This is a genomic window from Xanthomonas bonasiae, from assembly GCF_014836395.1.
Lineage (GTDB): Bacteria > Pseudomonadota > Gammaproteobacteria > Xanthomonadales > Xanthomonadaceae > Xanthomonas_A > Xanthomonas_A bonasiae.
Genome location: NZ_JACSQX010000001.1, coordinates 607314 through 631148, shown reverse-complemented (window position 1 = coordinate 631148; position 23835 = coordinate 607314). Strand labels below are relative to the sequence as shown.

24 protein-coding genes are annotated in these 23835 nt (G+C 65.7%); all 24 read right to left on the bottom strand.

Annotation, left to right across the window (positions count from 1 at the left end; genetic code table 11):
• Positions 1 to 489: 489 nt before the first annotated feature.
• Positions 490 to 1707 (bottom strand): FkbM family methyltransferase, encoded by a 1218-nt coding sequence (locus H9658_RS02810; RefSeq protein ID WP_191824250.1) that lies wholly within the window; start codon positions 1705 to 1707, stop codon positions 490 to 492.
• A 254-nt stretch (positions 1708 to 1961) separates the two neighbouring features.
• Positions 1962 to 2903, bottom strand: a complete 942-nt coding sequence (locus H9658_RS02805; protein WP_225209680.1) for a hypothetical protein — start codon at positions 2901 to 2903, stop codon at positions 1962 to 1964.
• Between the two features lie 31 nt (positions 2904 to 2934).
• Positions 2935 to 3558: an LbetaH domain-containing protein gene (locus tag H9658_RS02795; RefSeq protein WP_191824249.1), complete on the bottom strand. Its 624-nt coding sequence runs from the start codon at positions 3556 to 3558 to the stop codon at positions 2935 to 2937.
• A complete protein-coding gene (locus tag H9658_RS02790) occupies positions 3548 to 4693 on the bottom strand; it encodes an aromatic ring-hydroxylating oxygenase subunit alpha (RefSeq protein WP_191824248.1) in 1146 nt (381 codons plus the stop codon). The genes H9658_RS02795 and H9658_RS02790 overlap by 11 nt, the downstream gene beginning before the upstream one ends.
• 14 nt (positions 4694 to 4707) lie before the next feature.
• Complete coding sequence (locus H9658_RS02785) at positions 4708 to 5349, bottom strand: acetyltransferase (RefSeq protein ID WP_191824247.1); 642 nt, start codon at positions 5347 to 5349, stop codon at positions 4708 to 4710.
• A complete protein-coding gene (locus H9658_RS02780) occupies positions 5349 to 6101 on the bottom strand; it encodes an SDR family NAD(P)-dependent oxidoreductase (RefSeq protein WP_191824246.1) in 753 nt (250 codons plus the stop codon). Before H9658_RS02780 ends, H9658_RS02785 begins: the two co-directional genes overlap by 1 nt.
• Complete coding sequence (locus H9658_RS02775; protein ID WP_191824245.1) at positions 6098 to 6871, bottom strand: SDR family NAD(P)-dependent oxidoreductase; 774 nt, start codon at positions 6869 to 6871, stop codon at positions 6098 to 6100. Before H9658_RS02775 ends, H9658_RS02780 begins: the two co-directional genes overlap by 4 nt.
• The gene (locus tag H9658_RS02770) at positions 6868 to 7908 is read right to left on the bottom strand and encodes a ketoacyl-ACP synthase III (RefSeq protein ID WP_191824244.1); all 1041 of its coding nucleotides are present in this window, start codon (positions 7906 to 7908) and stop codon (positions 6868 to 6870) included. The genes H9658_RS02775 and H9658_RS02770 overlap by 4 nt, the downstream gene beginning before the upstream one ends.
• A gap of 1 nt (position 7909) precedes the next feature.
• Entirely contained in the window at positions 7910 to 8134 is a 225-nt protein-coding gene (locus H9658_RS02765) for an acyl carrier protein (protein WP_003466862.1), read from the bottom strand.
• Positions 8131 to 9312 (bottom strand): DegT/DnrJ/EryC1/StrS family aminotransferase, encoded by a 1182-nt coding sequence (locus tag H9658_RS02760; RefSeq protein ID WP_191824243.1) that lies wholly within the window; start codon positions 9310 to 9312, stop codon positions 8131 to 8133. The genes H9658_RS02765 and H9658_RS02760 overlap by 4 nt, the downstream gene beginning before the upstream one ends.
• Before the next feature lie 294 nt (positions 9313 to 9606).
• On the bottom strand, positions 9607 to 11097 hold the full coding sequence (locus tag H9658_RS02755) for a sigma-54 dependent transcriptional regulator (protein WP_191824242.1): 1491 nt from the start codon (positions 11095 to 11097) through the stop codon (positions 9607 to 9609).
• Positions 11094 to 11477 carry a response regulator gene (locus tag H9658_RS02750; RefSeq protein WP_010341669.1) on the bottom strand — a complete coding sequence of 128 codons (384 nt, stop codon included), beginning with the start codon at positions 11475 to 11477 and terminating at the stop codon, positions 11094 to 11096. Before H9658_RS02750 ends, H9658_RS02755 begins: the two co-directional genes overlap by 4 nt.
• A 13-nt stretch (positions 11478 to 11490) precedes the next feature.
• On the bottom strand, positions 11491 to 12888 hold the full coding sequence (gene rpoN, locus H9658_RS02745; protein ID WP_179564537.1) for an RNA polymerase factor sigma-54: 1398 nt from the start codon (positions 12886 to 12888) through the stop codon (positions 11491 to 11493).
• A 270-nt stretch (positions 12889 to 13158) separates the two neighbouring features.
• The gene (locus tag H9658_RS02740) at positions 13159 to 13791 is read right to left on the bottom strand and encodes a response regulator (RefSeq protein ID WP_179564539.1); all 633 of its coding nucleotides are present in this window, start codon (positions 13789 to 13791) and stop codon (positions 13159 to 13161) included.
• A 94-nt stretch (positions 13792 to 13885) separates the two neighbouring features.
• A complete protein-coding gene (locus H9658_RS02735; RefSeq protein WP_179564541.1) occupies positions 13886 to 14464 on the bottom strand; it encodes a PilZ domain-containing protein in 579 nt (192 codons plus the stop codon).
• Positions 14461 to 14763: a hypothetical protein gene (locus tag H9658_RS02730; RefSeq protein ID WP_179564543.1), complete on the bottom strand. Its 303-nt coding sequence runs from the start codon at positions 14761 to 14763 to the stop codon at positions 14461 to 14463. Before H9658_RS02730 ends, H9658_RS02735 begins: the two co-directional genes overlap by 4 nt.
• Positions 14760 to 15179, bottom strand: coding sequence for a flagellar export chaperone FliS (fliS, locus tag H9658_RS02725; protein WP_179564545.1), 420 nt, complete (start codon positions 15177 to 15179; stop codon positions 14760 to 14762). Before fliS ends, H9658_RS02730 begins: the two co-directional genes overlap by 4 nt.
• Before the next feature lie 167 nt (positions 15180 to 15346).
• Positions 15347 to 16681, bottom strand: a complete 1335-nt coding sequence (fliD, locus tag H9658_RS02720; RefSeq protein ID WP_191824241.1) for a flagellar filament capping protein FliD — start codon at positions 16679 to 16681, stop codon at positions 15347 to 15349.
• 196 nt (positions 16682 to 16877) lie between these two features.
• The gene (locus H9658_RS02715; protein WP_191824240.1) at positions 16878 to 18062 is read right to left on the bottom strand and encodes a flagellin; all 1185 of its coding nucleotides are present in this window, start codon (positions 18060 to 18062) and stop codon (positions 16878 to 16880) included.
• A 67-nt stretch (positions 18063 to 18129) separates the two neighbouring features.
• Positions 18130 to 18354: a hypothetical protein gene (locus tag H9658_RS02710; protein WP_191824239.1), complete on the bottom strand. Its 225-nt coding sequence runs from the start codon at positions 18352 to 18354 to the stop codon at positions 18130 to 18132.
• 41 nt (positions 18355 to 18395) lie between these two features.
• Complete coding sequence (gene flgL / locus H9658_RS02705; RefSeq protein ID WP_191824238.1) at positions 18396 to 19601, bottom strand: flagellar hook-associated protein FlgL; 1206 nt, start codon at positions 19599 to 19601, stop codon at positions 18396 to 18398.
• Positions 19598 to 21472 (bottom strand): flagellar hook-associated protein FlgK, encoded by a 1875-nt coding sequence (gene flgK, locus H9658_RS02700; RefSeq protein ID WP_191824237.1) that lies wholly within the window; start codon positions 21470 to 21472, stop codon positions 19598 to 19600. The genes flgL and flgK overlap by 4 nt, the downstream gene beginning before the upstream one ends.
• Before the next feature lie 11 nt (positions 21473 to 21483).
• Complete coding sequence (gene flgJ / locus H9658_RS02695) at positions 21484 to 22713, bottom strand: flagellar assembly peptidoglycan hydrolase FlgJ (RefSeq protein WP_191824236.1); 1230 nt, start codon at positions 22711 to 22713, stop codon at positions 21484 to 21486.
• Between the two features lies 1 nt (position 22714).
• Positions 22715 to 23833 (bottom strand): flagellar basal body P-ring protein FlgI, encoded by a 1119-nt coding sequence (locus H9658_RS02690; protein WP_179564558.1) that lies wholly within the window; start codon positions 23831 to 23833, stop codon positions 22715 to 22717.
• Positions 23834 to 23835: the final 2 nt, after the last annotated feature.

The following is a 23835-nucleotide window of genomic DNA, read 5'->3' as shown; positions in this document are numbered from 1 at the left end:
CAATGCAAATGGGGTGATTTGGGTTAATGGGAAAGGTCAAAGTGTTTTCCCGGGAAGCGTGGCCGGGTACATTCTTACCGGCGGAAGTTATTCTTGATATTAAGAATTTCGTTCGTGAAGACCGGCATTCCTCATTCAGGCCGGCGATTGGCCAAGCTAGTGAGCTGCCAGCTCAGAACGTGTACGCGCCGCCGAAAATCGATATATCCCCTAATAGCCCATGCTTGGCTGCTTGATGGTGGCGAACGGGGGCTACCAGCAACCTGGACGCCAGCACCACCTCAATGGCGGCATGGGCATTGGCGTCCAGATCACCCGCTACAACGCTGCATAGGCACGCTGTCCAGCGCCTGCGCGAAGTAACGCGGCTCGTAGGTCGGCATGACGATGCTGAACAGAGCAGGAGAGCGCGTGGGTGGTCGTCAGAATTGGATGCGGTGCCGGCGCGAATCGGCCAGTCATCAATCCACTCATTTCTGCGGGGGACAGTCAATAGAAATACAGGCATGTGTCCCAACGATCTTGCGTGTGATGGCGCAGGCCGATCTTGTAATCCGGGTTCAAAGAGAGCGCCAAATCGCTGAGATCCAGCAAGTCGGTGGACCTGTGATAGGCAGAGATTGCCATTTTGGGCTTGCACAGTTTGATCGTCTTTTCCGCACCCTTTAGGGCACCTAGTTCCGACCCTTCGATGTCCATTTTGATGAACGTGGGCGCATCGTCGATGATGTTGTCGATGGGACGCACGTCGATCATGTCTGTAGGCTCGCATTCGTCACCCGAGGGCCTGATGAAGCCACCGTGCCCACCCTCGTGCTTGAATGGAACCCTGGTTTCTGTCTCGCCCACGCCGCAGCGGTGTAGACTGATTTTGGATGCTAGAGGGGTGCCTTCATAGCGGCGCAACACGTTATTCAGTGTGCCTATATTAATGCGATCAGGCTCGATCATCCACGAACGTGAGAATTGGCCTTTGGTGACGCCAATCAGGCCGGTGAGGGATTCGCCGATGGAGGCCCCACAATCCACCATCTTTTCCGAATCGCCGAATCGCAGCAGGCCAGAGCGGAAATACAAGGTGGTATAGGGGCGTTCAACTTCGTGGTAATACTCAGGATCACAGGTTAGGTGGAAGTTCAGGACGGAAAACAGGGTTTGCGCGGAGTAATCATCGCAAAAACGCTTTGCTAAGCGCTGAAATCTTGCGATGTTGCGCACGATTTCCTGTCCCCAGTCGTCCACCCTGTAATCAACCCGTCCCTGCAAGCCGAAGGCGCGAACGGTCTGTTCAAAATTGAGGTGGGGAATGCGGTGTTGCCGGCATACTTGATCAAAAAAACGCTTAGTGCTGTCGCGTCGGCAGGTGTTGAAGGCGATGATGTCTCCGGATTTAGCCAGCTCTACGAATTTTTCAGTAGAGATGATGGGCGTGTCGTAATGCAGAGCGCCGGAGTGATAGTGGAAGTCGTCCACAGAGGCGATGACGTTGCAAGGCCGATCCTCTTTCAGGCTCAGTAAGTACCCGCCGAAACCTCCAGTTCCGAGGACGATCATCTTGGTGTCACCGCCATGCTTGGCAATGAGGCGGCGCACGTCCTCGGGAACGCCGAACATTGGGTCGTCAGCCAGGCCCTGGGCAGCATGCAGAAAGATTTCTTCCATTGACTGGGGATCGATATTAATTTTGGCTTGTATATTGGTTTGCATGATTGGTCCCTGGGTCATGTTCTGCAAATATTAATCGTATGCCCTAATGACGGGGCTTGCCGCTCAACAGCGTTTCGTAGTGTCTACCTATTTCGCTTGCTCCGATCTCGATTCCAGTGCAGTCCAAGTCTGAGTGAGTAAGCCGTCCATAGCACGCTCGATGTAACGGGGTTTGTAGGCGATCGCGACGATGCTGACCATTGAAAAGGGGGCATCGGCGCGGGATCGGCATCGGCAAGAACAACCGCGTGCGCTTAGCGCAAGTGCCGGCGTAGGTCGTCCCAGTCCAGCAGGTCGGTGGCCACACCGCGCGCGGCGAGTAGCTCTGAGTACTGCTGCAAATCGTAGGACAACGCTGTCCGCAGCGAGTCGAACTTCGGTGCGTCGAAGTCGGGCTCCTGCTCATCGAAGGGCAGGTCCCGGCTGGAGAAGCCAAACTTTATGTCATCCGTGTCAGGTGACTCGCCAATCAGCCTTGAAAGGAACTTCACGCGGTTCGCCTCCTCCTTTAGCTTGTCGAGTGAGACCAGGATCAGGTCTTCCGGGCGGTATCGATCGAGGAAGCTCTTAATGCCGGCGTAGTAGAAGCTCGCCACCAGCACAGACATGAAGGGGAAGCTCCGGCGAGTCATCAAAAACGCTGCTTCATAATTTAGCCGGCCTGCAAAGTCGCCTTGCCGGAGTCTATCGATCTCTGCATCGAAATGCTGCTCGATGTAACCAGAGGAAACCCGAGGGAACATGCGTAGGTGAAGGTCCTTCTGTTCCTGGTAGGAAGTGGACGCGGTGATCTTTTGCAGCCGCGTCCCGTCCTGGGTCGTGGTGGTTCCAGAGGCTTTCAGGTAACTGTCGGAAAGCGCCAGCGCCTCGCTGCCTTGGAGGGCGTTGATCTTCTTCATGCGGTAGGAACTCCAGGTCCGCTCGAAGGGATTGCGCAGGCATAGCACGATCCGGGTGCCATGTTCGGGCAGCCGCGAGATCGCATAGGGGCTGAGGGAGTAGCCGGCGCTGGCATCCAGCCACGGCAGTTGCGCTGGTGCGGGCAGTTGCGGCGGCGTGCCGGGAATCAGGTAGCCATGCGGTTCCTTGATGTCCTCGACCAGATACTGTGCGATCCCGTTTCCGGTCAGCCAACCGGCCAGGGGCGTGGTCCCGCATTTCTCCATGCCGGAGAGGAATATGTAGTTGGTTTTCATTGCGTGGCAGGCGTACGGCCCGGCTCCTCCGTTACTGTCCGTAGACCAGGATGGGTTCGTCATAGCGGGTGTCGTACACCGTGCGGCTGGGCACGTCCCGGTCATACAGGCGTGGCCAGCCCAGTTCGCAGTGGCGGCCTATCCGGACGCCAGGGCTGACCACCGCTCCCATACGCAGGATGGAGTGCGCGCCGATCTCCGTGCCCTGGCCGATACTTACGCCGATGTCGCACCAACATGAGGGGCGCAGATGCACGCCTGCGCCGATCTTGACCCCGCTATGCAGCACCGTGTTGTAATCGATACGGCTGCCCGCGCCGACCACCACGCCGTCGCCGATGAAGCAGTTGCGGCCGATCACTGCATCGGCGGCGACCACGGCCGTAGTACTCACGAAAGACTCCAGGCTAAAGCCGCGCGCCATCGCCAGCTGCATCAGCTCCATGCGCTTGAAATTGCCGAAGCGTTCGTCGTAGGCGATGAACAGTCTGTCCGCAGCCGGGTCCAGGCCATCCAGTACGTCCAGGTCGAAGCCGTAGTCGGTGCGTAGCGAAATCTCGATCCTGCGCACGTCGGCCTGCGGTTCGGCCTGCCTCCAGGCATTGAAGACCTGTTCCAGGCAGATGCCCGTTCCGATGACGCATCTAGAGGCCATGTTCTGTCTCCATCAGTGTTGCGTACCAGCGCTCCACCAAGCGGTTGGTGAACTCGTAGACCCCCTGGGTCGGCATCGGTGCGTCCATGTGCAGCGCTGATTGCACATGTTCCATGATCTCCACGTCCTCGCCTGTCACCAGCCGGCTGCCATGCATGTGCGAGAGCAGGTTCCAGCTGGAAAAGGCATACGGCTTCTTCTTGCGCGTGGTGAACCAATAGATTTCCAGGTCGGTCCTGTCCGGGGCCACGGGGATGTGATGTTCCAGGGTGAAGGAATAGCCGCCGTTGGGGCAGGCGATATGCATGTTGGGAAACGCCAGCCAGTTGAAATAGGCGTCCTGTTCCCCCCAGCGCTCGACCATGTCATGGAACGGCAGAGGCTTGGGCTCGGTGATCGGCGCGTCAGCGCCGGCCGAGCTGAAGCGGCGCATCTCCGCGCGCAACCCGGTGGGGCTGGTGTCGGCCAGGGGACGGAGGCCTTCGGCCGCCAGTTCAGTATCGACGTAGGGGATGAAGTCGAATTCCCGGGCGAGGCTCTTCGGATGGACAAAGCGCGGGTGATTGGCGTCGCGCAGGTTCTCGTACGCCAGCTTCCAGTTGAACTTGCAGTGCCAGGTGGTCACCATCACCTCGCCGTCGTACAGGTTGGAGCTGCTTTCCAGCATGGCGATGAAGTGCGCGGGGAACTGTTCCTCGATCGGCATCGGGTCACTGTCCAGGTTGACGAAGAGCACGTTGCCGATGGCGTGCAGGGCGAACTCCCGCAGCCGGAGCTTCTGCTGTTCGGCCGTGCTTATGCGATACAGGGCACGACATTCGGGGATGTTCTTGATCGCGCCGTCCTGGTCGTAGCTCCAAGCGTGGTAGGGGCATACCAGCGGACGTCGTCCGGTCGGCGCGGTCTGGAGCGGCGCGCTGCGGTGCAGACACACGTTCTCGAATGCGCGCAACTGGCCGTTGAAATTCTGGATGACCACCGGGATGCCGGCGATCTTGCGGGTGATGAAGTTGTTGTTCTCCGTCAGCAGGGTCTTCAGACCGGCGAAAAGCCAAACCTTGCGAAAAATCTTTTCCTGCTCGCGGGCAAAAATCTCCGGTGACAGGTAGTACCTGGGGTGCATTCGCGAGCGCATGAGTAACTGCCTTGTCAAATGTCTTTCTGGAACACGATTCGGGCAGGGTTGCCGAACACGCTGGCGCCGGCTGGTACGTCTTTCATGACCACCGCGCCGGCCCCGATGACCGCGCCGTCACCGACCTTGACGCCGGGCATCAGGGTGGCGCGCGGATGTACGGTGACGAAGTTACCAATCTGGACGCCGCCGCCCATGAATGCCATTGCGCCAACGTGCACGTAATCGCCGATGCTGACATCGTGCCCGAGCATGCTCTGGGCGTGGATGGTGACGAAGTCGCCGATGCGCACGTCCGGCCCGGACTGGACCAGCAGGCCGAAGAAGCAGCCCTGGCCGAAGTGCACCCGCCTACCCAGACGGACGTCGGTAAGGATGGGAATGAACCGCCCGCCTTTCTCGAGGATCGGCAGAGCGTAGCGGTGGCGGTCGTAGGGGTTGCCCATCGCACAGACGAATACATCGTCAGGCTGTGGCAGGTAGCTCATCGGATCGCCGATGATCGGCGTGTCGACGGCGTAGCGGTCGAGGATATCGGCGCGGCTGTCCAGGAACCCACCGATCAGCCAGTCCTTGCCATGCCCGACGTCGTCATGCATTTGCTCCAGGACTTCGCGCCCCCAGCCGCCGGCGCCGATAATGAGTGCCCGTTCCATCAAAGCACCGCCCCGCCGTCCATGACCAGGCTGGTGCCGGTGACCCAACGGCTGGCGTCGGACAGCAAATAGACCGCGGCGTTGGCGACATCTTGCGGCGTGCCCAGACCAAGAGGATGGCGCGTGCGTTGCTGCTTCAGTGGTTCGTTATGCTCGTTGTCCTCGCCCCAAAGGCGCGGGGTGGGCACGACCGATGGCGAAATCCCGTTGACTCTCATGCGGTGCCTCGCCTGTTCCAGCGCCAAGCAGCGGATAATGCCCAGCAGGCCGGACTTCATTGCCGAGTATGGCCCCACGCCGCGTGTGCCAATGTGCGCCGAGGTGGACAGCATGAACACGATGGAGCCTTGCGCGTTAATGGCATTGGCCTGCAGCAGACGCTGGGTCAGCATGACCGGGGCCAGGAAATGAACCTCGTACATGCGCGTCATCAGCTCTTCCTTCAGCTGGCGGATCGGCGACAGCATCTGTCCGCCGAAGCAGTGCACCACGCCGTCAATGCGCTGGCTGGCTTGCACCACGCGCTCCCGGTCCTCCGCAACAGTCAGGTCGGCATGCACCTGCACATGCCCGTCGCCGGCCAGCTGCGCATGGGTGGCCTGGAGACGCGCGACATCGCGACCGCTGACGACCAGTCGCGCGCCGCGCCGTGCGCAGGTGAGTGCGATTTCCTGGCCGAGGCCGGACGACGCGCCGGTGACCAGAATGGTCTTGCCCTCCAGGGAAAAGGCTTTGCGAGTTGGATTGCTCATGCGTAGATGTCCATCGGCACGGTCAGACCACCGTCAACGACGAAGTAGTTGCGGGTGACCCAGCGACTGGCATCGGACAGGTAGAACACCGCCGCATAAGCCACGTCCTCCGGTTCGCCGAGTCCAAGAGGAGTCAGCTTCGCGTGCTCGTCGATGTTGCCGCCGCTCTGGTTGAGCCCGTCGAGCATGGGCGTGCGCACATAGCCGGGCGCGATGCAGTTGGCGCGGATACCCTGCCTGGCCACTTCCAGCGCCAGCGTACGCATTGCGCCGAGCAGGGCCGCCTTGCTGGCAGAGTAGGCGGCAGTGGCTACGGGACCGACGTGCGAGCCCACCGCCGAGATGAATAGGATCGAGCCGTTGGCGTTGATGCGTTTCTTCGCCAGCAGGCCGCGCGTCAGCAGCAGCGGTGCATAGACATTACTGGCGAAGGTTTCATCCAGATGCGCTCGGTTCATTAGCCGGAACGGCGCCAGCCGGGCGATTCCGGCCGCGTGCGCGACGCCATCCAGGACACCGACCGAAGCCACGAGATTGTCGATGTCCTCCTGCTTGTCCAGATTGGCGATCACCTGCTCATGCCCTGTGCCTTCAAGTGTGGCGAACGTCTCGGCCAGGCGGGCTTCGTTGCGACCGCTGATGACGAGTTGCGCGCCCATCTCCGCGCAGCTCAGCGCGATCTGCCGTCCGATGCCGGACGAGGCACCGGTGATCAGGATGCGTTTGCCCTGAAGCGCGAACGGGTCGTTCGGATCGATGTCGGTATTCACGACTCGATCAACTCCGGAAACACCGCGCCCTCGATATCAATCAGGCAGGTACCCCAGGACAGGCCGATGCCGAAACCGCACAGCAGCACGCGCTTGCGGCCCGATTCCAGTTCCTTGTTGATGCGTGCGGTCATGGTCACCGGCAGCGAGGCGCCGCTGGTGTTGCCGAAGTCGCGCAGGGTCGAAGGCACCTTCTCCACCGGCAGGCCGAGCTTCTTGCGGATGGTCTCGTTGATCATCCGGTTGGCCTGGTGGAACACGAAGTAGTCGATCTCGTCCTTGGACACGCCAGTGTAGTCGAGCAGCTTCTGCACTGCCGGCGGCACCCGCTGGGTGGAGAAGCTCAGCACCGCCACGCCGTCCAGCTGCAGGTCCACGCCGCGGTGCCAGTAGTCGTTCTCGTCGGCGCGGAACGGCATCAGGTGCTGGATGCCGACCGGCTCGCGCTGGCCGCCCACCGGCAGGATGATCGCCTTGTAGCCGCTGCCGTCGCTGTTGAGGTCGAAATGCATCGGCGCGGCGTCGGCGCTGAATTCCAGCGCGGTGGCGGTGCCGGAATCGGAGAAGATCGGGTCTTCCAGGTTGGCGCTGCGGTCGCCGACCAGCAGCAGGCCCTTCTTGACCCCGCCGGCGGCGATCATCGAGCCCAGCAAGTTGATGCCGAACGGATAGGCCGAGCAACCCAGGTTGACGTCGAAGGCGACGGTGGCATGCGACAGGCCCAGCCGATCCTGCAGGATGATCGCGGTCGCCGGGATCGGATAGTCCGGCGATTGGGTGACCACGATCAGCGCATCGATTTCCTCGCGCTGCCATTGCAGCCGTTCGATCAATACCTGCGCCGCGTCGAACGCCAGGTCGGAAAAACACTGCCACTCCTGCGCCATGCGCCGGGTCTCGATGCCGATGTTGCGCACCAGCCGCTCGCGCTCGGAACGGATCTGCGGCCGGCAATCGGTCAGGTTGGAGACGACGCGCTTGGGCACGCAGGTCGCCATGCCGGCGAAGCGCACGTTGTGCAGCGTGGAAGTCGGCATGCTACGCCTCGGTCAGCTGGTAGAGGTCGCCCACGGTGACGGCGGCGGCCAGGTGCTCGCCGGTGATGGTTTTGCCGTACTCCATGTCGAACATCACGATCACGCCGAGCGCGGCGAGCGAATCCCATTCGGGAAGCTCGCGCAGCACGGTGTCCGTCGTCACCTCGACCGGTGTCTGGAAATCGGTCGCCGACAGGAAATTCTCGATAAACGTTGCTTGGCTCATTCTTGTTCCACGGAGTGGGCGGAGGAAGGGAGGGTCGCGGCAGGGCGACCGATTTTTGCAGCGGTTGATGCGGCTGTACCGGCGCCGGCGATCAGGTCGGCGATGGTCTCCACGTCGCCGCCGCTCAGGCCGGGATAGATCGGCAGGCACAGCACCCGTTCGGACATCTGCCGGGCGACCGGCAAGCCGGCCGGCGCGGCCGAAGGCAGGCCGCGGTACATCGGGAAATCGCTGATCAGCGGATAGAAGTAGCGGCGCACCAGGATCTCATGCTCGCGCATCAGTTGATGCAGGCCGTCGCGGGTCAGCGGGAAGTCGTCCTCGATCAGGATCGGGAACGAGGCGTAGTTGGCCAGGTCCGGGGAACGCGGCGCCAGGCAACGTACGCCGGGGACCTGCGCCAGGCGTCGCCGGTAGTCGGCGTCGATCTCGCGGCGTTGCGCCAGCGCACGATCGATGTGCTGCAGTTGCAGCAGGCCGAAGGCGGCGTTCACCTCGCTCATCTTGCCGTTGATGCCGGTGGCCACCACCGTGGTCTCGTCGACGAAGCCGAAGTTCTTCAGCCGGCTGATGCGCTGGTAGGTCTTTTCGTCGGGGCAGACGATGGCGCCGCCCTCGAAGGTGTTGAACACCTTGGTGGCGTGGAAGCTGAGCACGCTGAGGTCGCCGTGGCGCAGGATCGAGCCGCCGTCGTCCCTGACCCCGAAGGCATGCGCGGCGTCGTAGATGACCTTGAGGTTGTAGGTGTCGGCGATGCGCTCGATCGCGGCGGTGTCGCACGGCGTGCCGTAGCAGTGCACCGGCATGATCGCGGTGGTCTGCGGGGTGATCGCGGCCTCGATCTTCTGCGGGTCCAGGTTCAGCGTGACCGGATCGATGTCGACGAACACCGGCTTGATCCCTTTCCACAGCAGCGAGTGCGCGGTGGCCACGAACGAGTAGGGCGTGGTGATCACCTCGCCGGTGACGCGCAGTGCCTGCAGCGCGGTGAGCAGGGCCAGCGTGCCGTTGGTCAGCAACGCCAGATGCCCGACGCCCAGGTACTCCGCCAGCGCCTTTTCCAGCGCCCGATGCATGTCGCCGCCATTGGTCAGGATGCGGCTGCTCCAGATCTTCTCCAGGTACGGCACGAACTCGTCCAGGGGAGGCAGCAGCGGACTGGTGACGGGAATGGGCATGGTGGCCTGCGTGGGTACGTGTGGAGAATCCGCGGCGCGGATCGTGGCGACGGGGTTCCTGTTCTGAAAGCAAGCCATATGCCAACAGACGTGTCCACTGCTTCCGCGTTCGCCTGCGAGAAGCGTGCGAGCGCGCGACGATCCCCATCGTTCGCGACACAGCCGCAGCGGGCCGGCCGGACGCACGTCCGGAAAGCATGCGATGCGTGGAGGGGAGGGTACTTCAGTTTCGAACCGCGGTCGTTCCGTAGCGCAGCAAGCGCGCGACGACGCGGTTCTGCTCGCGACGCGCGCTCAGCCTGCCAGTTCGGTCTGGTCGCGGTCGATGCCGTACTTGCGCAGTTTCTCCACCAGCGTGGTGCGACGCAGGCCCAGCAGCTGGGCCGCATGCGCGACCACGCCCTGGGTGCGCTCCAGCGCTTCGTTGATCAGCGCCAACTCGATGTTGGCCATGTGTCCGCGCAGGTCCAGGCCGCTCTCCGGCAGCGTCGATGCGGTCTGTGCGGCCGCTTCGGACGGATCGGAGAACGCCTTGGGACCGACGTGCAGGTCGACCACGTTGGGCAAGCGGCGCGGATCCGCTGCTGCGATCGGCGCCGGCGGCGCCGACACGTCGATCGAGGAGGCGAAGTCGCCGCGGTAGCGCGCCGGCAGGTCCTGCACCCGCACCAGGCCGCTGGGATGCAGCACCGCCAGGCGCTCGACCAGGTTGGTCAGCTCGCGCACGTTGCCCGGCCAGTCGTAGCCGCGCAGCGCTTGCAAGGCTTCTTCGGAGAAGCGCACTTCGCCGCGCCCGGTGCGCGCCAGCTGCGCGGCGATGGTGTTGACCAGCGCCGGCAGGTCGTCGCTGCGTTCGCGCAGCGCCGGCATCTCGATCGGGAACACGTTGAGCCGGTAGAACAGGTCCTCGCGGAACTGGTTGCCGGCGATGCGCTCTTCCAGGTTGCGGTGGGTGGCGGCGATCACCCGCACGTTGCAGCGGATGGTGACGTTGCCGCCGACCCGCTCGAAACTGCGTTCCTGCAGCACGCGCAGCAGCTTGACCTGCATCGGCAGGCTCATGTCGCCGATCTCGTCGAGCAGCAGGGTGCCGCCCTCGGCCATCTCGAAGCGGCCCTTGCGCGCGGACAGCGCGCCGGTGAAGGAGCCTTTCTCGTGGCCGAACAGTTCGCTTTCCAGCAGATCCGGCGGGATCGCGCCGCAGTTGATCGCGACGAACGGGCCGTCGCGGCGCGGCGACTGCTGGTGGATCGCGCGTGCGACCACTTCCTTGCCGGTCCCGGACTCACCCAGCACCAGCACGGTGGTGTCGAACGCGGCGACCTGGTCGATCAGCCGCCGCAGCCGCACCACCGCGGCGCTGTTGCCGGTCGGGCCGCTGTCCTGCACCGCGCCGGCCTGGTGCTCGGCGTCCAGGCGCTTGAGGCTGGCGCGGCGCAGCAGGGTTTCCAGCTGCGCATGGCGCAGCGGCGCTTCCAGCTGCCACACGTTGGCTTCGTGCAGGCCGTGGCGCTGCGCGAACGCCTGCGCCTCGCCATTGAGCAGCAGCACCGGCGGCGGCAGCGGACTGCGCGCGACCCAGCCGAAGAACGCGTCGGCCTGGGCCTGGTCGTCGAGTCCGCCGACCAGGATCGCCATCCACTCGCTCTGCCGGTGGCGGCCGGGGTTGACGTCGGCCACGTCGGTCACCCAACGCGGGTTGAGGTCCATGAATTCGAGCAGGCTTACCGTGCGTTCGGCGCGGACCGCGTCGTCATCGATCACCAGGATGCGCGATTCGCTCATGCCGGTACTCCCTCTGTGCGTAAGCCCTCCAGGATCGGCATCACTTCCTGGATGTAGGACAGCTTGCTGACGAAGTTGTCGGCACCGGCGCGCATGGCGTGCTCGCGGTGCTCGGCATCGTCGAAATGGCTGGCGATCACGATGTAGGGCGCCTGGTCCTGGGTCTTGATCAGGCGCGTGGCCTGCAGGCCGCCCATTTCGGGCATGGCCAGATCCATCAGCACCACCTGCGGGCGCAGCGACTCGGAGCGTTCGATCGCCTCCAGGCCGTTGGCGGCGCTGCCGATCACTTCCATCCAGTCGAGCTTGCGGAAGTGGCGCATCGCGGCGTTGATGAAGCCTTCGTGGTCGTCGACCAGAAGCACGGACAATTTGTTCATGTGTAGTGTTTCCTTAGCCCGCGCGGGCCAGCAGCGGTTTGGCGCGACGGCGTTCGCGGGCGGGGGCGATATCCAGTTGTTCACGGTACTTGGCCACGGTGCGCCTGGCCACGTTCACGCCCTGGCGCGACAACAGGCCGGCGATCGCCTCGTCGGCCAGCGGCCGCCCCGACGGCTCGGATTCGATCAGGCGCCGCACCATCGCGCGCACCGCCTGTCCCGAGACCGCGGCGCCTTCCAGGCGCACGGCGAAGAAATGCTTCAGTTCGAAGGTACCACGCGGCGTCTGCAGGTACTTGCCGGTGGTGATGCGCGACACGGTGGACTCGTGCATGCCGATCGCGTCGGCCACTTCCTTCAGGGTCAGCGGCGCCATCGCTTCCTCGCCCTTGACCAGGAACGCGGCCTGGCGTTCGACGATGGCGCGGGTGGTGCGCAGCAGGGTCTCGTAGCGCATCGACAGGCCGCGGGTCAGCCAGCGCGCCTCCTGCAGCATTTCGCGCAACGGCGCCGCCGCCTCGCCGGCCTCGGCCAGGGCGCGTTCGTGCATCGGGTTGACGCTGACGCGGTGGGTGGTGGCCGGGTTCAGCGCCACCCGCCAGGTGCCGTCGCTGTGCCAGGCGACCACGTCGGGAATCACGTGGCCCAGGTTCTCCGGCAGCAGGCTGTCGCCGGGACGCGGCTGCAGCGACAGGATCAGCCGCACCGCTTCGCGCACGTCGTCGGCTTCGGCGTCGAGCAGGCGCGCCAGCAGCGGGTAATCGTGGCTGGCGAGCAGATTCAGGTCGCCGGCGAGGATGCGCGCGGCCAGGTGGCGGCCGGCGACGCGGCCGGGCAGGGCGGCCAGCTGCACGCTCAGGCATTCGCGCAGGTCGCAGGCGGCCAGGCCGGCGGGGTCGCCGTGCAGCAACCGCTGGCGGATCGCTTCCACCTGCGCGGCGGAGCGGTCGAAGCGCGCGCAGGCGAGCAGGGTCAGGGTGTCCAGCGCGCCGTCGAGGTAGCCGGCATCGTCGCTGTGCTCCAGCCAGAACGCGGCCACTTCCAGGTCGCGTTCGTCCAGTTCCAGCGCCAGGCGCTGCAGCACGCGCAGCTGCGGATCGGTGGACTCGCCGGCGGCGATGCGCTGCATGCGGTCGTCTTCGCCCTCGCTCCAGCCGGCGGCGGGAATGTCCCACATCGAGGATTCGGGCAGCTCGTCGAACGCGGCGGTTTCCAGCGTGGTGTCGTGATCGACCACCGGCTCGAGCACGCCTTCCGGCTCTTCCAGTTCCAGCAAGGGATTGGTTTCCAGCGCACGCCGGATTTCCATTTCCAATTGCATCCCGTCCAGTTGCAGCAGCCGGATCGACTGCAGCAATTGCGGGGTCAGGTGGAGTTGCTGGCCTAGCTGGGCGGAGACGGTCGGCTTCATGCGAACTTCCTCGGTTTGGCGCCAACCCTCTGGCGCCCGTGGAATGCATAGTGCTTGCCACCTGACGGTAACAGAATCAGGGCGTTCCTGAGTGAGGTAGTCAAATTCCCGACAGCATGTGGGGAAAATCCCTACATGACCGTAGGGGGCGCCGGTCGATCGGCGCTGCAGAGTCAACGCTGGCGGGCTTCGACGGTTTCACGGCGGCAGCTGAGCGGTTAAGGCAAGCCGCATGCCAGTGCGTCGCGTCGGGAACCCGTTCCCGGCCGCTCAGGTCAATTCGTTCTGGTGGCGCGCGGCCAGCAGGACCAGATCGTTGGCGCGCCGGCAGCCCAGCGATTCCATCATCCGCGCGCGGTGGGTCTCCACGGTCTTGACGCTGATCCCCAGGTCCGAGGCGATTTCCTTGTTGCTCTGGCCGCGGCCGATCTGGCGCAGGATCTCGCGCTGCCGCGGCGACAGCGCGGCGACGCCGACCGGACGCTCGCGGCCCAGCATCGGCGCGATCATCTTCGAGGAGATCTGCGGGCTCAGGAACACCTGGTTGAGGCTGGCCGCGCGCAGCGCCAGTTCCAGTTCCAGCGGCGCCGCATCCTTGACCACGAAGCCGGTGGCGCCGCGGTCCAGCGCGTCGCGCACGTGCACCGGATCGTCGTGCATCGACATCATCACCACGCGGGTCTTGGGCGAGGTCTGCAGCACGTCGGTCAGCGCGTCCAGGCCGCTGCGCCCGGGCAGCGACAGGTCCATCAGCACCAGGTCGGGGCGGTGCAGGCTGGCCAGGTCCACCGCTTCCTGTGCGTTGCTGGCCTCGGCGATCACGTCGATGTCCGCGAACGTCTGCAACAGCCGGCTCAGGCCGGCGCGGACCAGGGTGTGATCGTCGACGATGATGACTCGCACAGTGGGAAGATCTCTCTACTCTAGTACCGCACCTTAGCCGAGCGCGCCGTCGCCGCCAACCTCGCGGCGCCGCGGCGGGGCGGCCAGCGGCGATTCAGCGCGCGCGCCGGCTGTCGGCGATCTGCCGCCGGTGCAGGCGGAACAGGTGCCGTTCCAGGGCTTCTTCCAGGCCGGGTGGCTGTGTCTCGAATCGTAGCCAGAGATAGAAACCGCCGCCAGCGGTGGCCTCGGCCAGCACCTGGACCGGCAGTTCGAGGTGATCGGGCAGCCAGTCCGAGGGCTGCAGGCGCAACAGGCCGGCCGCGCCCGGCAGCGCGCCCGAGCGTGATCCCAATTCCAGTCTCAGTCCTCGGCGCGACCAGCGCACGGGGCGCAGCGGCAGGCCTTCCTCGTGCTGCCGGGCCAGGCGGCCGAGCAGCACCAGCATCAGGTCGAGCTTGGCGTCCATGCGCTGCAGTTGCAGTGGCTGGTCGCTGCGCTCCTCGCCGCCGTCCTCGCTGCGCAGGTCCTCGACCTGGGCCAGGCCGCGCAGCAGGGCTTCGCCGGCGCCGAAGCGGCCGATGCCGTTGCCGAGCTTGAAGTCGGCCGGCAATGCCAGTTCGCAGCTGAGGGTGTCGTGGAACAGCTCCGTTTCGGCAGGGTGGTGCACGACGCCGTCGGACGCGCTGTTCATCTCAGCGATCCGGCCTGCGAATAGGCGCGCGCGGCATTGTTGGACAAGCGGTTGGCGCGCAGCCAGTCGCCGGCCTCGTCGCGCGCCTGCAGCATCTGCGCGATCACCGCTTGCTGCAGTTTCAGCAGCGAACCGATGCCCTCGCGCGAGACGTCGCTGCCGGCCTGCTGCAGGTATTCGCGCAGGTGCTGGTCGTGCTCGGCGACCATGCGCTCGGCCAGCGCGTGGTCGTCGCCGTGCAGCACCTGCTGCAGCTGCTGCAGTTCGGCGTGCAGCGATTCGATGCTGACGGCGATCATAGGGTGGCGACCGCGGCGAGTTCGCGTTGCTGGACGGGAATGGCGTTCCACGCCGCATCGATCTCGCTGAGCAGTTCCAGCGATTCGACCAGCGCGCTGTCGTCGTTGTGCAGGTTGGCTTCGGTGAGCCGGTGCATCACGTAGTCGTACAGCGCCGAGAGGTTGTTGGCGATCTCGCCGCCGGCCTCGTGGTCCAGCGAGCCGTTGAGGTGGCCGACGATGGCGCAGGCTTCGCCGATCGCCTTGCCCTTGCGCGCCTGGTCGCCCTGCGCCAGACAGGCCTGGGCCTGGCGGATGCGCTGGCACGCGCCGGCGAACAGCAGCGCCACCAGCTTGTGCGGGTCGGCATCGGTGATGCTGGTGGACACGCTCATCTTGCGATATTGCTCGGCGTATTGGCGACTGGAACCGTGCATGGAAAACTCCCTCGGGTGGCCTGGTGCCGCGCTGCCGCGCCGGACGGCGAAGGCGCCGCGGCGGCGGTACGTGCTGCCAGTCCGGAATGACTGTCGATGCTAAAGATATCGGCAGCTATCCGCTTGTACTTGAGCATCGGCAATGACTTTTCCCGACGCCGTTGCCGCTACGACGAGAACTGCTTGGTGAGGGTGTCGCTGATCGACTGCATCTGCGCCACGATGGTGTCCATCGCGGTGAACCTGGCGGTGTACTGGGTGGTCAGCGTCTCCATCCGCTTGTCCAGGTCGCTGAGCTGGTCGGTCAGGTCGGTGATGTGCTTGTTGAGCGAGGCGGTGCGCTGGGTGATGCTGCCGTTGGTGGTATCGAGGTTGCTGTCCAGCAGCGTAGTCATGCCGGCGGTGAAGCTGCCGTCGGTGCCGAACATCGCCTTGGCCGACGACGGGTCGCTGGCGACGGCGCTGTCGAACTTGGCGCTGTCGAAGCTCATCACCCCGTCCTTGTCGATGGTCACGCCCAGCGCCTTGAGGTCGACGACGTTGTCGCTGACCTGCTTGCGCAGCGATTGCTGCAGCCCGCGCACCATCGAATCGCCGGTCAGCGCCGAGGCCTTCTTGTTAGTGGCGTCGTAGGCGCTGGAGGACTTCAGCAAGGTGTTGGCGGTGTTGTAGGCGGTCACGAACGCGGTGAGGTTCGCCTTCAGGCTGGTGCTGTCGTTGACGATGCTCAGGCTGTACTTCGTGCCTTCCGCGGCCTTGGTCAGGTTCAGGGTGACGCCGGGCACGAGGTCGGCGATCGCGTTGCTGCTGGAGGTGCGTTCGAAGCCGTCCACGCGCACCACCGCATCGGCCGCAGCCACGGTCTGGGTCAGGCCGCCGCTGCTGCCGCTGCCGTAGGTCAGCGCGGCGAGTCCGCCGTTGCCGCCGGCGCTGGTGAGGGTCAGCGCGCCCTTGGTGCCGGAATCGACTGCGTTGAGCACCAAGTGATCGCCATCGTCGGCGCTGACCACGCTGGCGGTCACCCCGCTGCCGCCGGCGGCCTTGTTGATCGCGGCGGCGACGTCGCTGAGCTTGCTGTTTTCGGCCACGGTGACGTTCAGCGTCTTGTCGCCATAGGCGATGGTCAAGGTGCCGTCGCCGACCACCGCATCGCTGGCATAGGCGGCCGAGGTCAATTTCTGCCGTTCGGCCAGCTTCACCACTTCCACGCTGTAGTTGCCGGCGGTGGCGCTCTCGGTGACGCTGGCGGTATAGCCGGCGCCGTCGGCGACGGTGGCCTTGACCGCGCTCTTGTCCGCGCTCTTGGCGATCGCGTTCATCGCCGTCTGCAGGTTGGACAGCGCACCCTTGATCGTGCTCAGCGCCGAAAGCTGGGCGCTGGACGCGGTACCGTCGGCGTTGATTCGGTTTTCCTGCGGTGCGCGCTGCGCAGCGACCAATGATTTGACGACTGCGGTGACGTCCATACCGGAGCCGACAGAAGACAGCGATGAAGTAGCCATGGGTGGGCTTCCTTACGATGGCGGGCACGGAGGCCAGCGGTAGATAGGAGTATCGGCGGCGTACAGCGGTTCTTGAGGCCGCGCGCGCGTCGCCAGTGCCCCAGCGCGATGCAAATCCTGTGCCTGCGCACAGCCAGACGCAAAAAAGCCCCTCCTTGCGGAGGGGCTTCGGATGACACTGGTGTCGAGCTGGCTGTTACTGCAGCAGGCTCAGCACGTTCTGCGGGACCGACTTGGCCTGCGCCAGCATCGCGGTACCGGCCTGCTGCAGGATCTGCGTGCGGGTCAGTTCGGCGGTTTCCTTGGCGTAATCGGTATCGCGGATGCGGCTACGCGAGGCCGACAGGTTCTCCGAGGTGGAGCTCAGGTTGGCGATGGTGGAGGTGAAGCGGTTCTGCACCGCACCCATGTCGGCGCGCGAGGAATTGACCGCGGTCAGCGCCTTGTCGACGATTTCCAGCGCTCGCTGCGCACCGGAGAAGGTGGAGATGTCCAGGTCCTCCAGAGTGCTGGTGGTGCCGGCGACGGCGGTGGCCGAGGTGGCGATGCCTGCGCTGCTGAAGGTGACGCCGGTGGCGCCGGTGGCCGAGCCTGCGGTGAAGGAGAAGTCCTTGCCGGCCTTCAGCGATTCCAGCTTCAGCGCGCCGGTGGTGCTGTCGACCGAGGCATACACGCCGGTCTGGTCCAGCTTGTCGTTGATCGCGGCGGCGATCTTCTTGGAGATATCGCTGCCGGTGTCGCCGACGGCGACGGCAACCGAGGCGATGGTGGTGCCGTTGACCGACATGCCGGAGAAGCTGCCGCTGGCGGTCGCGGTGCCGGAGGCCAGGGCGGCCGAACCGGTCTGGGTGGCGGCGAAGCCGGCCTTGCCCAGCGAATCGACGTTGGCGTCGACGATGCTGTTGATGCCGATGGTCTGGCCGGCATCGGCGCCGACCTGGAACAGCGCGCCGGAGAACGAGCCGTCCAGCAGCTTGGTGCCGTTGAAGCTGGTCTGGTTGGCGACGCGGTCGATTTCCGAGGTCAGCTGCTTGACTTCCGAGTTCAGCGCCTCGCGGTCGGTGGCGGAGTTGGTGGCGTTGGCCGACTGCACCGACAGCTCGCGGATACGCTGCAGGTTGTTGCCGATTTCAACCATCGAACCTTCTGCGGTCTGCGCCAGCGAGATGCCGTCGTTGGCGTTGCGCGAGGCGACGTCCAGGCCGCGGATCTGGGTGGTGAAGCGCTCGGAGATCGCCAGACCGGCGGCGTCGTCCTTGGCGCTGTTGATGCGCAGGCCCGAAGACAGACGCTGAATCGTCGTCGCCATGCTCGCGCTGGTGCTGTTGAGATTACGCTGAGCGTTCAGCGACATTACGTTGGTGTTGATTACCTGTGCCATTTTGATATCTCCTCTAAGCGATTTATCCGGCAACCCATCGGTGCCTGGAGCCTCCGCAGGGGGGCCATCAATTGGCCGTTGCCGCTGCTGAGATAAATAACGGCGCGATGTCAACAACCTTTAGCGATTCGCTGCGGAAATTATCGCGATGCGGCGAACCGGGAGCCTGTGGCACTCGCGGCGAAGAGCTTGTTTCGGCCGCGGTTTGGCAAACTTTAGCGGCCTTGGCACGAAATTTGGCGGGATCGGCAGCGATGACGAACTCGGTATAACGGCAAAGGCCCGGAGGCATCGCTGCGCTCCGGGCCTTCGCGTATGGAGTGGAATCGGGATTCAACGGATCATGTTGAACAGCGACATCGATTGCATCTGGGTGAAGATGGTCTGCGCCGACTTGAGCGCGGCCTGTTCCAGCTGGTACTGGCCGATCGCATCGGCGTAGTCCAGGTCGCGCAGCGAGGACAGGGTGGTCTTCAGCGTCACTTCGTTGGATTCGCGCAGCTCGGCGGCGCTGTCGAGCGCGGCCAGCTGCGCGCCGCCGGCGGCGCGCGCATCGATCATCTTCGCCGAGGCCTGGCTGATGTCGCGCATCGACGACTGCAGGGTGTTCTGCAACGCGGCCTTGTCGGTGGCGGTGATCGGGTCGGTGTTCAGCGCATTGACCAGATTGGTGATGGTGGAGAACACGTCCTTGGTGGTGGAGGCGCCGATCTGGAAGCTGTCGCCGACCGCCGGCGCGCCGTCCAGGCGCATCTTCAGGCCACCGAAGCTGAGCGTCTCGCCGGCGGCGTAGGTGCCGGTGGTGACCACGGTGCCGGTACTGTCGCGTACTTCATAGGTGTCGGTGGCGGTGAAGGCGACGCTGTAGCTGCCGCCGTTCCAGCCGCCGGCACCGGAGTCGCGGCTGTAGTCCAGCAGCAGGCCGGTGCCGGTGTTGGTGCTGGCCGCGTGCGCATCGACGGTGCCGTCGCCGGTGCGGATGCGCATGAAGATCTCGCTGCCGGGCAGGGCGTCGGCGACCTGGGTGTCGGCCGCCACCTCCACGCTGCGCTGGGTCTGGTCGCCGCTGTAGACCACGCTGCCGTTGACCACCGCGAACGGCGCCTTGTCGTCGGCGGCGCCGGCGAACAGGTAGCGGCCGCTGCCGTCGGTGCTGTTGGACAGGCTGAGCAGGCTATCGTGCAGCGATTTGAGTTCGGAGGCGATCGCCTTGCGGTTGTCGGTGGTCAACGCCGAGCTGTTCGCTTCCACGGTCAATTCGTTGACCCGGGCCATCAGGTCGCCGGCCTGCGACAGCGCGTTCTCCTGCAGGCCCAGGCGGTTCTGCACGTTGTTGGCGTTCTGGCCGAAACGCTCCAGTTCGGCCACCGCGCGGTCCAGGTTGACCGCGGTGCCGGAGGCGACCGGATCGTCGGCGGCGGTGACCAGGCGCTGGCCGGTCGCCAGCTGCTGTTCCAGATGCGAGATCTTGGCCTGCTTGCCCAGCATGTTGTTGACCGACTGGCTGAACATCATGCCGGTGGAGATACGGTTGCTCATCGGATCGCACCCAGAATGGACTGGAACATCGTGTCGGCGGTGGAGATCAACTGCGAGGCGGCCTGGTAGGCCTGCTGCAGGCGCAACATGTCCGAGGCTTCCTCGTCCAGGTTGACGCCGGAAACCGAGTCGCGCGCGTCCTGCGCGCTGGTGTGGATCACTTCCTGCGCGTCGGCCGCGTAGGTCGCCTGCCGCGCCGCCGAGCCGATCGTGGTGGTGAGTCCGGACACCGCGCCATTGAGGGTGATGGTGCCGCCGTTGAACGCCTTGCTGTCGTCCAGGTTGGACAGGGTCAGCGCGTTGCCGTTGTTGCTGGAGCCGGCGCCGGTGGGTTTGACCGCGAAGGTGTCGCCGGCGACCGGCGCGCCGTCCAGGGTCATGCTCCAGCCGTTGGCGCTGATGGTCTGCCCGGCGGTGTAGGCGAACGGACCGGCGCCGTCGATGGTGTACTGGTTGGCGTCGATGAAGGCGATGCTGGAGGGCGTCAGCAGATTGGCGTTGCTGGCGTCGGTGGCGCGCACGTTGCTGACCTTGCCGGTGCCCAGGTTGTCCAGGTCGGCGCTGCCGGTGACCGGCGTGGCCGCGGCGATACGCGACGGGTCGGTGATCGCCACCGCCAGGCCGGTGACCGCGTTGGCGGTGGGTTGCAGCAGGAACTTGTCGCCGGCGGCGGCGCTGCCGGACACCTGCAGGGTCACCCCGTTGACCACGAACGGATCGGCGCTGCTGCCGGTGCCGGTCATGGCCACGCTGGCGCCGGTGTCGGCGCGGCTGGCGGTCCAGGTGCTGCCGTCGAACTTCAGCAGCAGGTTCTGCCCGTCGAGCTTGCTCAGGTCGCTGACGCTGGCGCTGAAGCTGGCAGTGCCGGTGTTGGCGGCGTTGGCGTTGACGCTGGGCGCGGACAGCGAGAAGAAGTCGCTGCCCAGGTTGCCGTACAGGTCCACGCCGGCTTTGTGCTGCTGGTTGTAGGTGACCGCCAGGCCGGTGGCGATGCGCCCCAGCTCGGCCTTGGTCGGATCCAGCACGCTGCTGCGGAACTCGAGCAGGCCGCCGATCTGGCCGCCCAGCGAGCTGTCGCTCAGGGTGATGGTGGTGCCTTGCGCCTTCAGCGCGACCTGCAGGCGCCCGGGCTGATAGGGATCGGTGACCGTGGTCAGGGTGGAGGCGGTGGTGCCGACCACCAGCGCCTGGCCGCCGGAGGTATAGACGTTGATTGCACCGCCGTCCTGCTGCACCGCGCTGCCGCCGGTGTAGCCGACCAGCTGGGTGATCAGCGCATCGCGCCGGTCGAGCAGGTCCGGCGCGGCCGAGCTGGCGTCGCCGCCGATCTGGCCGTTGATCTTGGCGATCTCGGTGGCCAGGCGGTTGGCTTCCGTGGTGGCCGAGAGCAGGCCGTTGTTGACCTCGTTGCCGAGCGAATCCATCTGCCCGTTGAGCTGCTTGAAGCGGGTCACCAGCGAGTTGGCGTTGTCCAGCACGTTCTGCCGGCTGGCGGTGGCCGAGGCGTTGGAAGACAGCCCGGTGGTGGCGTCGAAGAAGTTCGACCACTGCCCGGAAATGTTGGTGGCCTTGTCGGAGAACAGCCCGTCGACGCGGTCGGACAGGCTCGACAGTTGCTTCAGCCGCGCCAGTTCGCCGCTGCTGTCCAGCAGCCGCGAGGTCGCCAGCTGGTCGGCGACGCGGGAGATGTCGGTGATCTTGGTGCCGTTGCCGATGTAGTCCGAGCCGTACTGGGTCGGCGTGGTGGTCGCGAACGACACGCGCTGCCGGCTGTAGCCGTCGGTGTTGATGTTGGCGACGTTGTGGCTCACGGTCGCCAGGGCGCGCTGGAAGGCGATGAGGGCGCTGGTGCCGGTGGACAGGACGGACATGGACGGCTACCTCAGCGCAGGACGCTGTTGGACGGATCGGAGGTGCTGGCGAACGCGCGTTCGATGCCGCTGGCGGCGGCGTTGCCGATCGCGGCGACGGCGCGGCCGATGGTCGGGCCGCCGGCGATCGCGGCGATCTTGGCGGCGTAGGACGGATCGGTGGCATAGCCGGCACGCTGCAGGCCCTGGGCGAAGCCGCGGATGTCGGTGCCGGCATTGAGCGCCTGCTGGTAGCGCGGATTGGTCTTCAGCAGGCGCACGTAGTCGGCGAAGCTCTCGGCCGGCGAGGCGTAGGCGCGGAAATCGGCGGTCTGCGATTGCTTGACCCCACCGACGTATTCGTGGGTGCCGGTGGTGACGCGCTCGCCGCTCCAGCCGGTGGCCTTGATTCCGAACAGGTTGTTGGAACTGGCGCCGTCGCCGCGGGAAATGCCGCGGCGTCCCCAGCCGGTCTCCAGCGCGGCCTGCGCGACCAGCGCCCGCGCATCCACACCCAGTTCCTTGGCCGCCTTCTGCGCATGGGTCCAGATCTGCGCGACGAAGCCTTCCGGGGTGCGCTCGCCGAGGCTGGCCGCGGCGGCCTTGGCGGCGGCGGTAGCGCTGGCATCGATGCCGATGCTGTCGTCGGCCGCCGTCGTCGCCAGATCCGACCAGCGGTCGTCCGCCCCGGTCCAGGCCAGGCTGGCGCTGCCGTCGGCGGGATTGCTGCCGATCGCTTCGTGCATGGCGCTGGTCTCGCGGCCGGCGATCAGGTCGAGCACGCGCGCGACCTGCTGCTGCGGCGCGTCGGCGGCGTCCAGGCCGCCCCAGGCAGCGGCACCGGCACCGGCGACTGCGCCGGTATCGGCAAGCGCGGAGGCACCGGCGCCGGCGCTGTTGCCGGCGCTGCCGCCGCCCTGGCCGGACACCAGCGAATACGCCTTGGCCGCCTGCGCGGCACCGATCGACGTGTTGGTGGCCGGCGCGTCGGCGCTTTTGCCGCCGCCCAGTTGCTTGGCGATCATCGCCGCCAGGCCCAGCCCCTTGCCCTCGGTCAGCGCCTTGGCCATCTGCTGGTCGTACATGTCGCGGAAGGTCTGGTTCTCGCCCGGGAACAGGGAATCGCCGAAGCTGGCGTCGCGCATGCTCTTGACGAGCAGGTTCGCGAACTGTCCTTCCAACTGGCGCGACACCTTGTCGATCCGGGCAGGATCGTTCTGGGTGGTCGCGTTCAGTTCGATGGGAGAGGCCGAGATGCGCATGTCAGATCACCTCCAGCTCCGCGCTCAGCGCGCCGGCCTGCTTCAGTGCTTCCAGGATCGCGATCAGGTCGCCCGGCGCGGCGCCGACTTCGTTGACCGCGCGCACGATCTGGTCCAGCGAGGTGCCGCCCTCGAACTTGAACATGCGGCTGCCTTCGTTGGTGGCGGTGATGGTCGATTTCGGCGTGGCCACGGTCTGGCCGTTGCTCAGCGCGTTGGGCTGGCTGACCTGGGTGCCTTCGCTGATGGTGACGGTCAGCGAGCCGTGCGAGATCGCCGCCGGGCTGACCCGCACCTGCGCGCCGATGACCACGGTGCCGGTGCGGGCGTTGACCACCACCTTGGCCGGCGCCGCGCCCGGCGACAGTTCCACGTTCTCGATCCGCGCCAGCAGGCCGATGCGCGCGCTCGGGTCGGTGGGCGAGCGCACCGCGACGGTGCCGCCGTCGACCGCGTGCGCACTGCCGGGGCCGAAGGTGTTCTCCAGCGCCGCGACCATCCGCGACACCGTGGTGAAATCGTTCTGGTGCAGGTTCAGGGTGATCTCGCCGCTGCTGCCGAACACGTCCGGCAACGCGCGCTCCACCGTGGCGCCGTTGGGAATGCGGCCGACGCTGGGCACGTTCACCGAGATCCGCGAGCCGTCCTTGCCCTGCGCGCCGAAGCCGCCGACGATCAGGCTGCCCTGGGCGATCGCGTAGACCTGGCCGTCGGCGCCCTTCAGCGGCGCCATCAGCAGCGAACCGCCGCGCAGCGACACCGCGTTGCCGATCGAGGACACGGTGATGTCGATCGGCTGGCCGGGCTTGGCGAACGGCGGCAGTTCGGCGTGGATCGCCACCGCGGCCACGTTCTTCAGCTGCGGATTGACGTTCGACGGAACGTTGACGCCCAACTCGCCGAGCATGTTCTTCAGGCTCTGCACGGTGAAGGGCGCCTGGCTGGTGCGGTCGCCGCTGCCGTCCAGGCCGACCACCAGGCCGTAGCCGACCAGCGCGTTGCCGCGCACGCCGCCGACCTGGGCCAGGTCCTTGATGCGTTCGGCGGCGGCCGGGGCGGCCAGGCCGGCGCACAGCGCGAACGCGGCGAGCAGGCGGCAGGACAGGGACAGAAGGTTCATGG

Coding starts and splice junctions, on each gene's coding strand:
- H9658_RS02810 (WP_191824250.1), bottom strand. CDS start 1,707: ATGCAAACCAATATACAAGCCAAAATTAATATCGATCCCCAGTCAATG.
- H9658_RS02805 (WP_225209680.1), bottom strand. CDS start 2,903: ATGAAAACCAACTACATATTCCTCTCCGGCATGGAGAAATGCGGGACC.
- H9658_RS02795 (WP_191824249.1), bottom strand. CDS start 3,558: ATGGCCTCTAGATGCGTCATCGGAACGGGCATCTGCCTGGAACAGGTC.
- H9658_RS02790 (WP_191824248.1), bottom strand. CDS start 4,693: ATGCGCTCGCGAATGCACCCCAGGTACTACCTGTCACCGGAGATTTTT.
- H9658_RS02785 (WP_191824247.1), bottom strand. CDS start 5,349: ATGGAACGGGCACTCATTATCGGCGCCGGCGGCTGGGGGCGCGAAGTC.
- H9658_RS02780 (WP_191824246.1), bottom strand. CDS start 6,101: ATGAGCAATCCAACTCGCAAAGCCTTTTCCCTGGAGGGCAAGACCATT.
- H9658_RS02770 (WP_191824244.1), bottom strand. CDS start 7,908: ATGCCGACTTCCACGCTGCACAACGTGCGCTTCGCCGGCATGGCGACC.
- H9658_RS02765 (WP_003466862.1), bottom strand. CDS start 8,134: ATGAGCCAAGCAACGTTTATCGAGAATTTCCTGTCGGCGACCGATTTC.
- H9658_RS02760 (WP_191824243.1), bottom strand. CDS start 9,312: ATGCCCATTCCCGTCACCAGTCCGCTGCTGCCTCCCCTGGACGAGTTC.
- H9658_RS02755 (WP_191824242.1), bottom strand. CDS start 11,097: ATGAGCGAATCGCGCATCCTGGTGATCGATGACGACGCGGTCCGCGCC.
- H9658_RS02750 (WP_010341669.1), bottom strand. CDS start 11,477: ATGAACAAATTGTCCGTGCTTCTGGTCGACGACCACGAAGGCTTCATC.
- rpoN (WP_179564537.1), bottom strand. CDS start 12,888: ATGAAGCCGACCGTCTCCGCCCAGCTAGGCCAGCAACTCCACCTGACC.
- H9658_RS02735 (WP_179564541.1), bottom strand. CDS start 14,464: ATGAACAGCGCGTCCGACGGCGTCGTGCACCACCCTGCCGAAACGGAG.
- H9658_RS02730 (WP_179564543.1), bottom strand. CDS start 14,763: ATGATCGCCGTCAGCATCGAATCGCTGCACGCCGAACTGCAGCAGCTG.
- fliS (WP_179564545.1), bottom strand. CDS start 15,179: ATGCACGGTTCCAGTCGCCAATACGCCGAGCAATATCGCAAGATGAGC.
- fliD (WP_191824241.1), bottom strand. CDS start 16,681: ATGGCTACTTCATCGCTGTCTTCTGTCGGCTCCGGTATGGACGTCACC.
- H9658_RS02715 (WP_191824240.1), bottom strand. CDS start 18,062: ATGGCACAGGTAATCAACACCAACGTAATGTCGCTGAACGCTCAGCGT.
- H9658_RS02710 (WP_191824239.1), bottom strand. CDS start 18,354: ATGCCTCCGGGCCTTTGCCGTTATACCGAGTTCGTCATCGCTGCCGAT.
- flgL (WP_191824238.1), bottom strand. CDS start 19,601: ATGAGCAACCGTATCTCCACCGGCATGATGTTCAGCCAGTCGGTCAAC.
- flgK (WP_191824237.1), bottom strand. CDS start 21,472: ATGTCCGTCCTGTCCACCGGCACCAGCGCCCTCATCGCCTTCCAGCGC.
- flgJ (WP_191824236.1), bottom strand. CDS start 22,713: ATGCGCATCTCGGCCTCTCCCATCGAACTGAACGCGACCACCCAGAAC.
- H9658_RS02690 (WP_179564558.1), bottom strand. CDS start 23,833: ATGAACCTTCTGTCCCTGTCCTGCCGCCTGCTCGCCGCGTTCGCGCTG.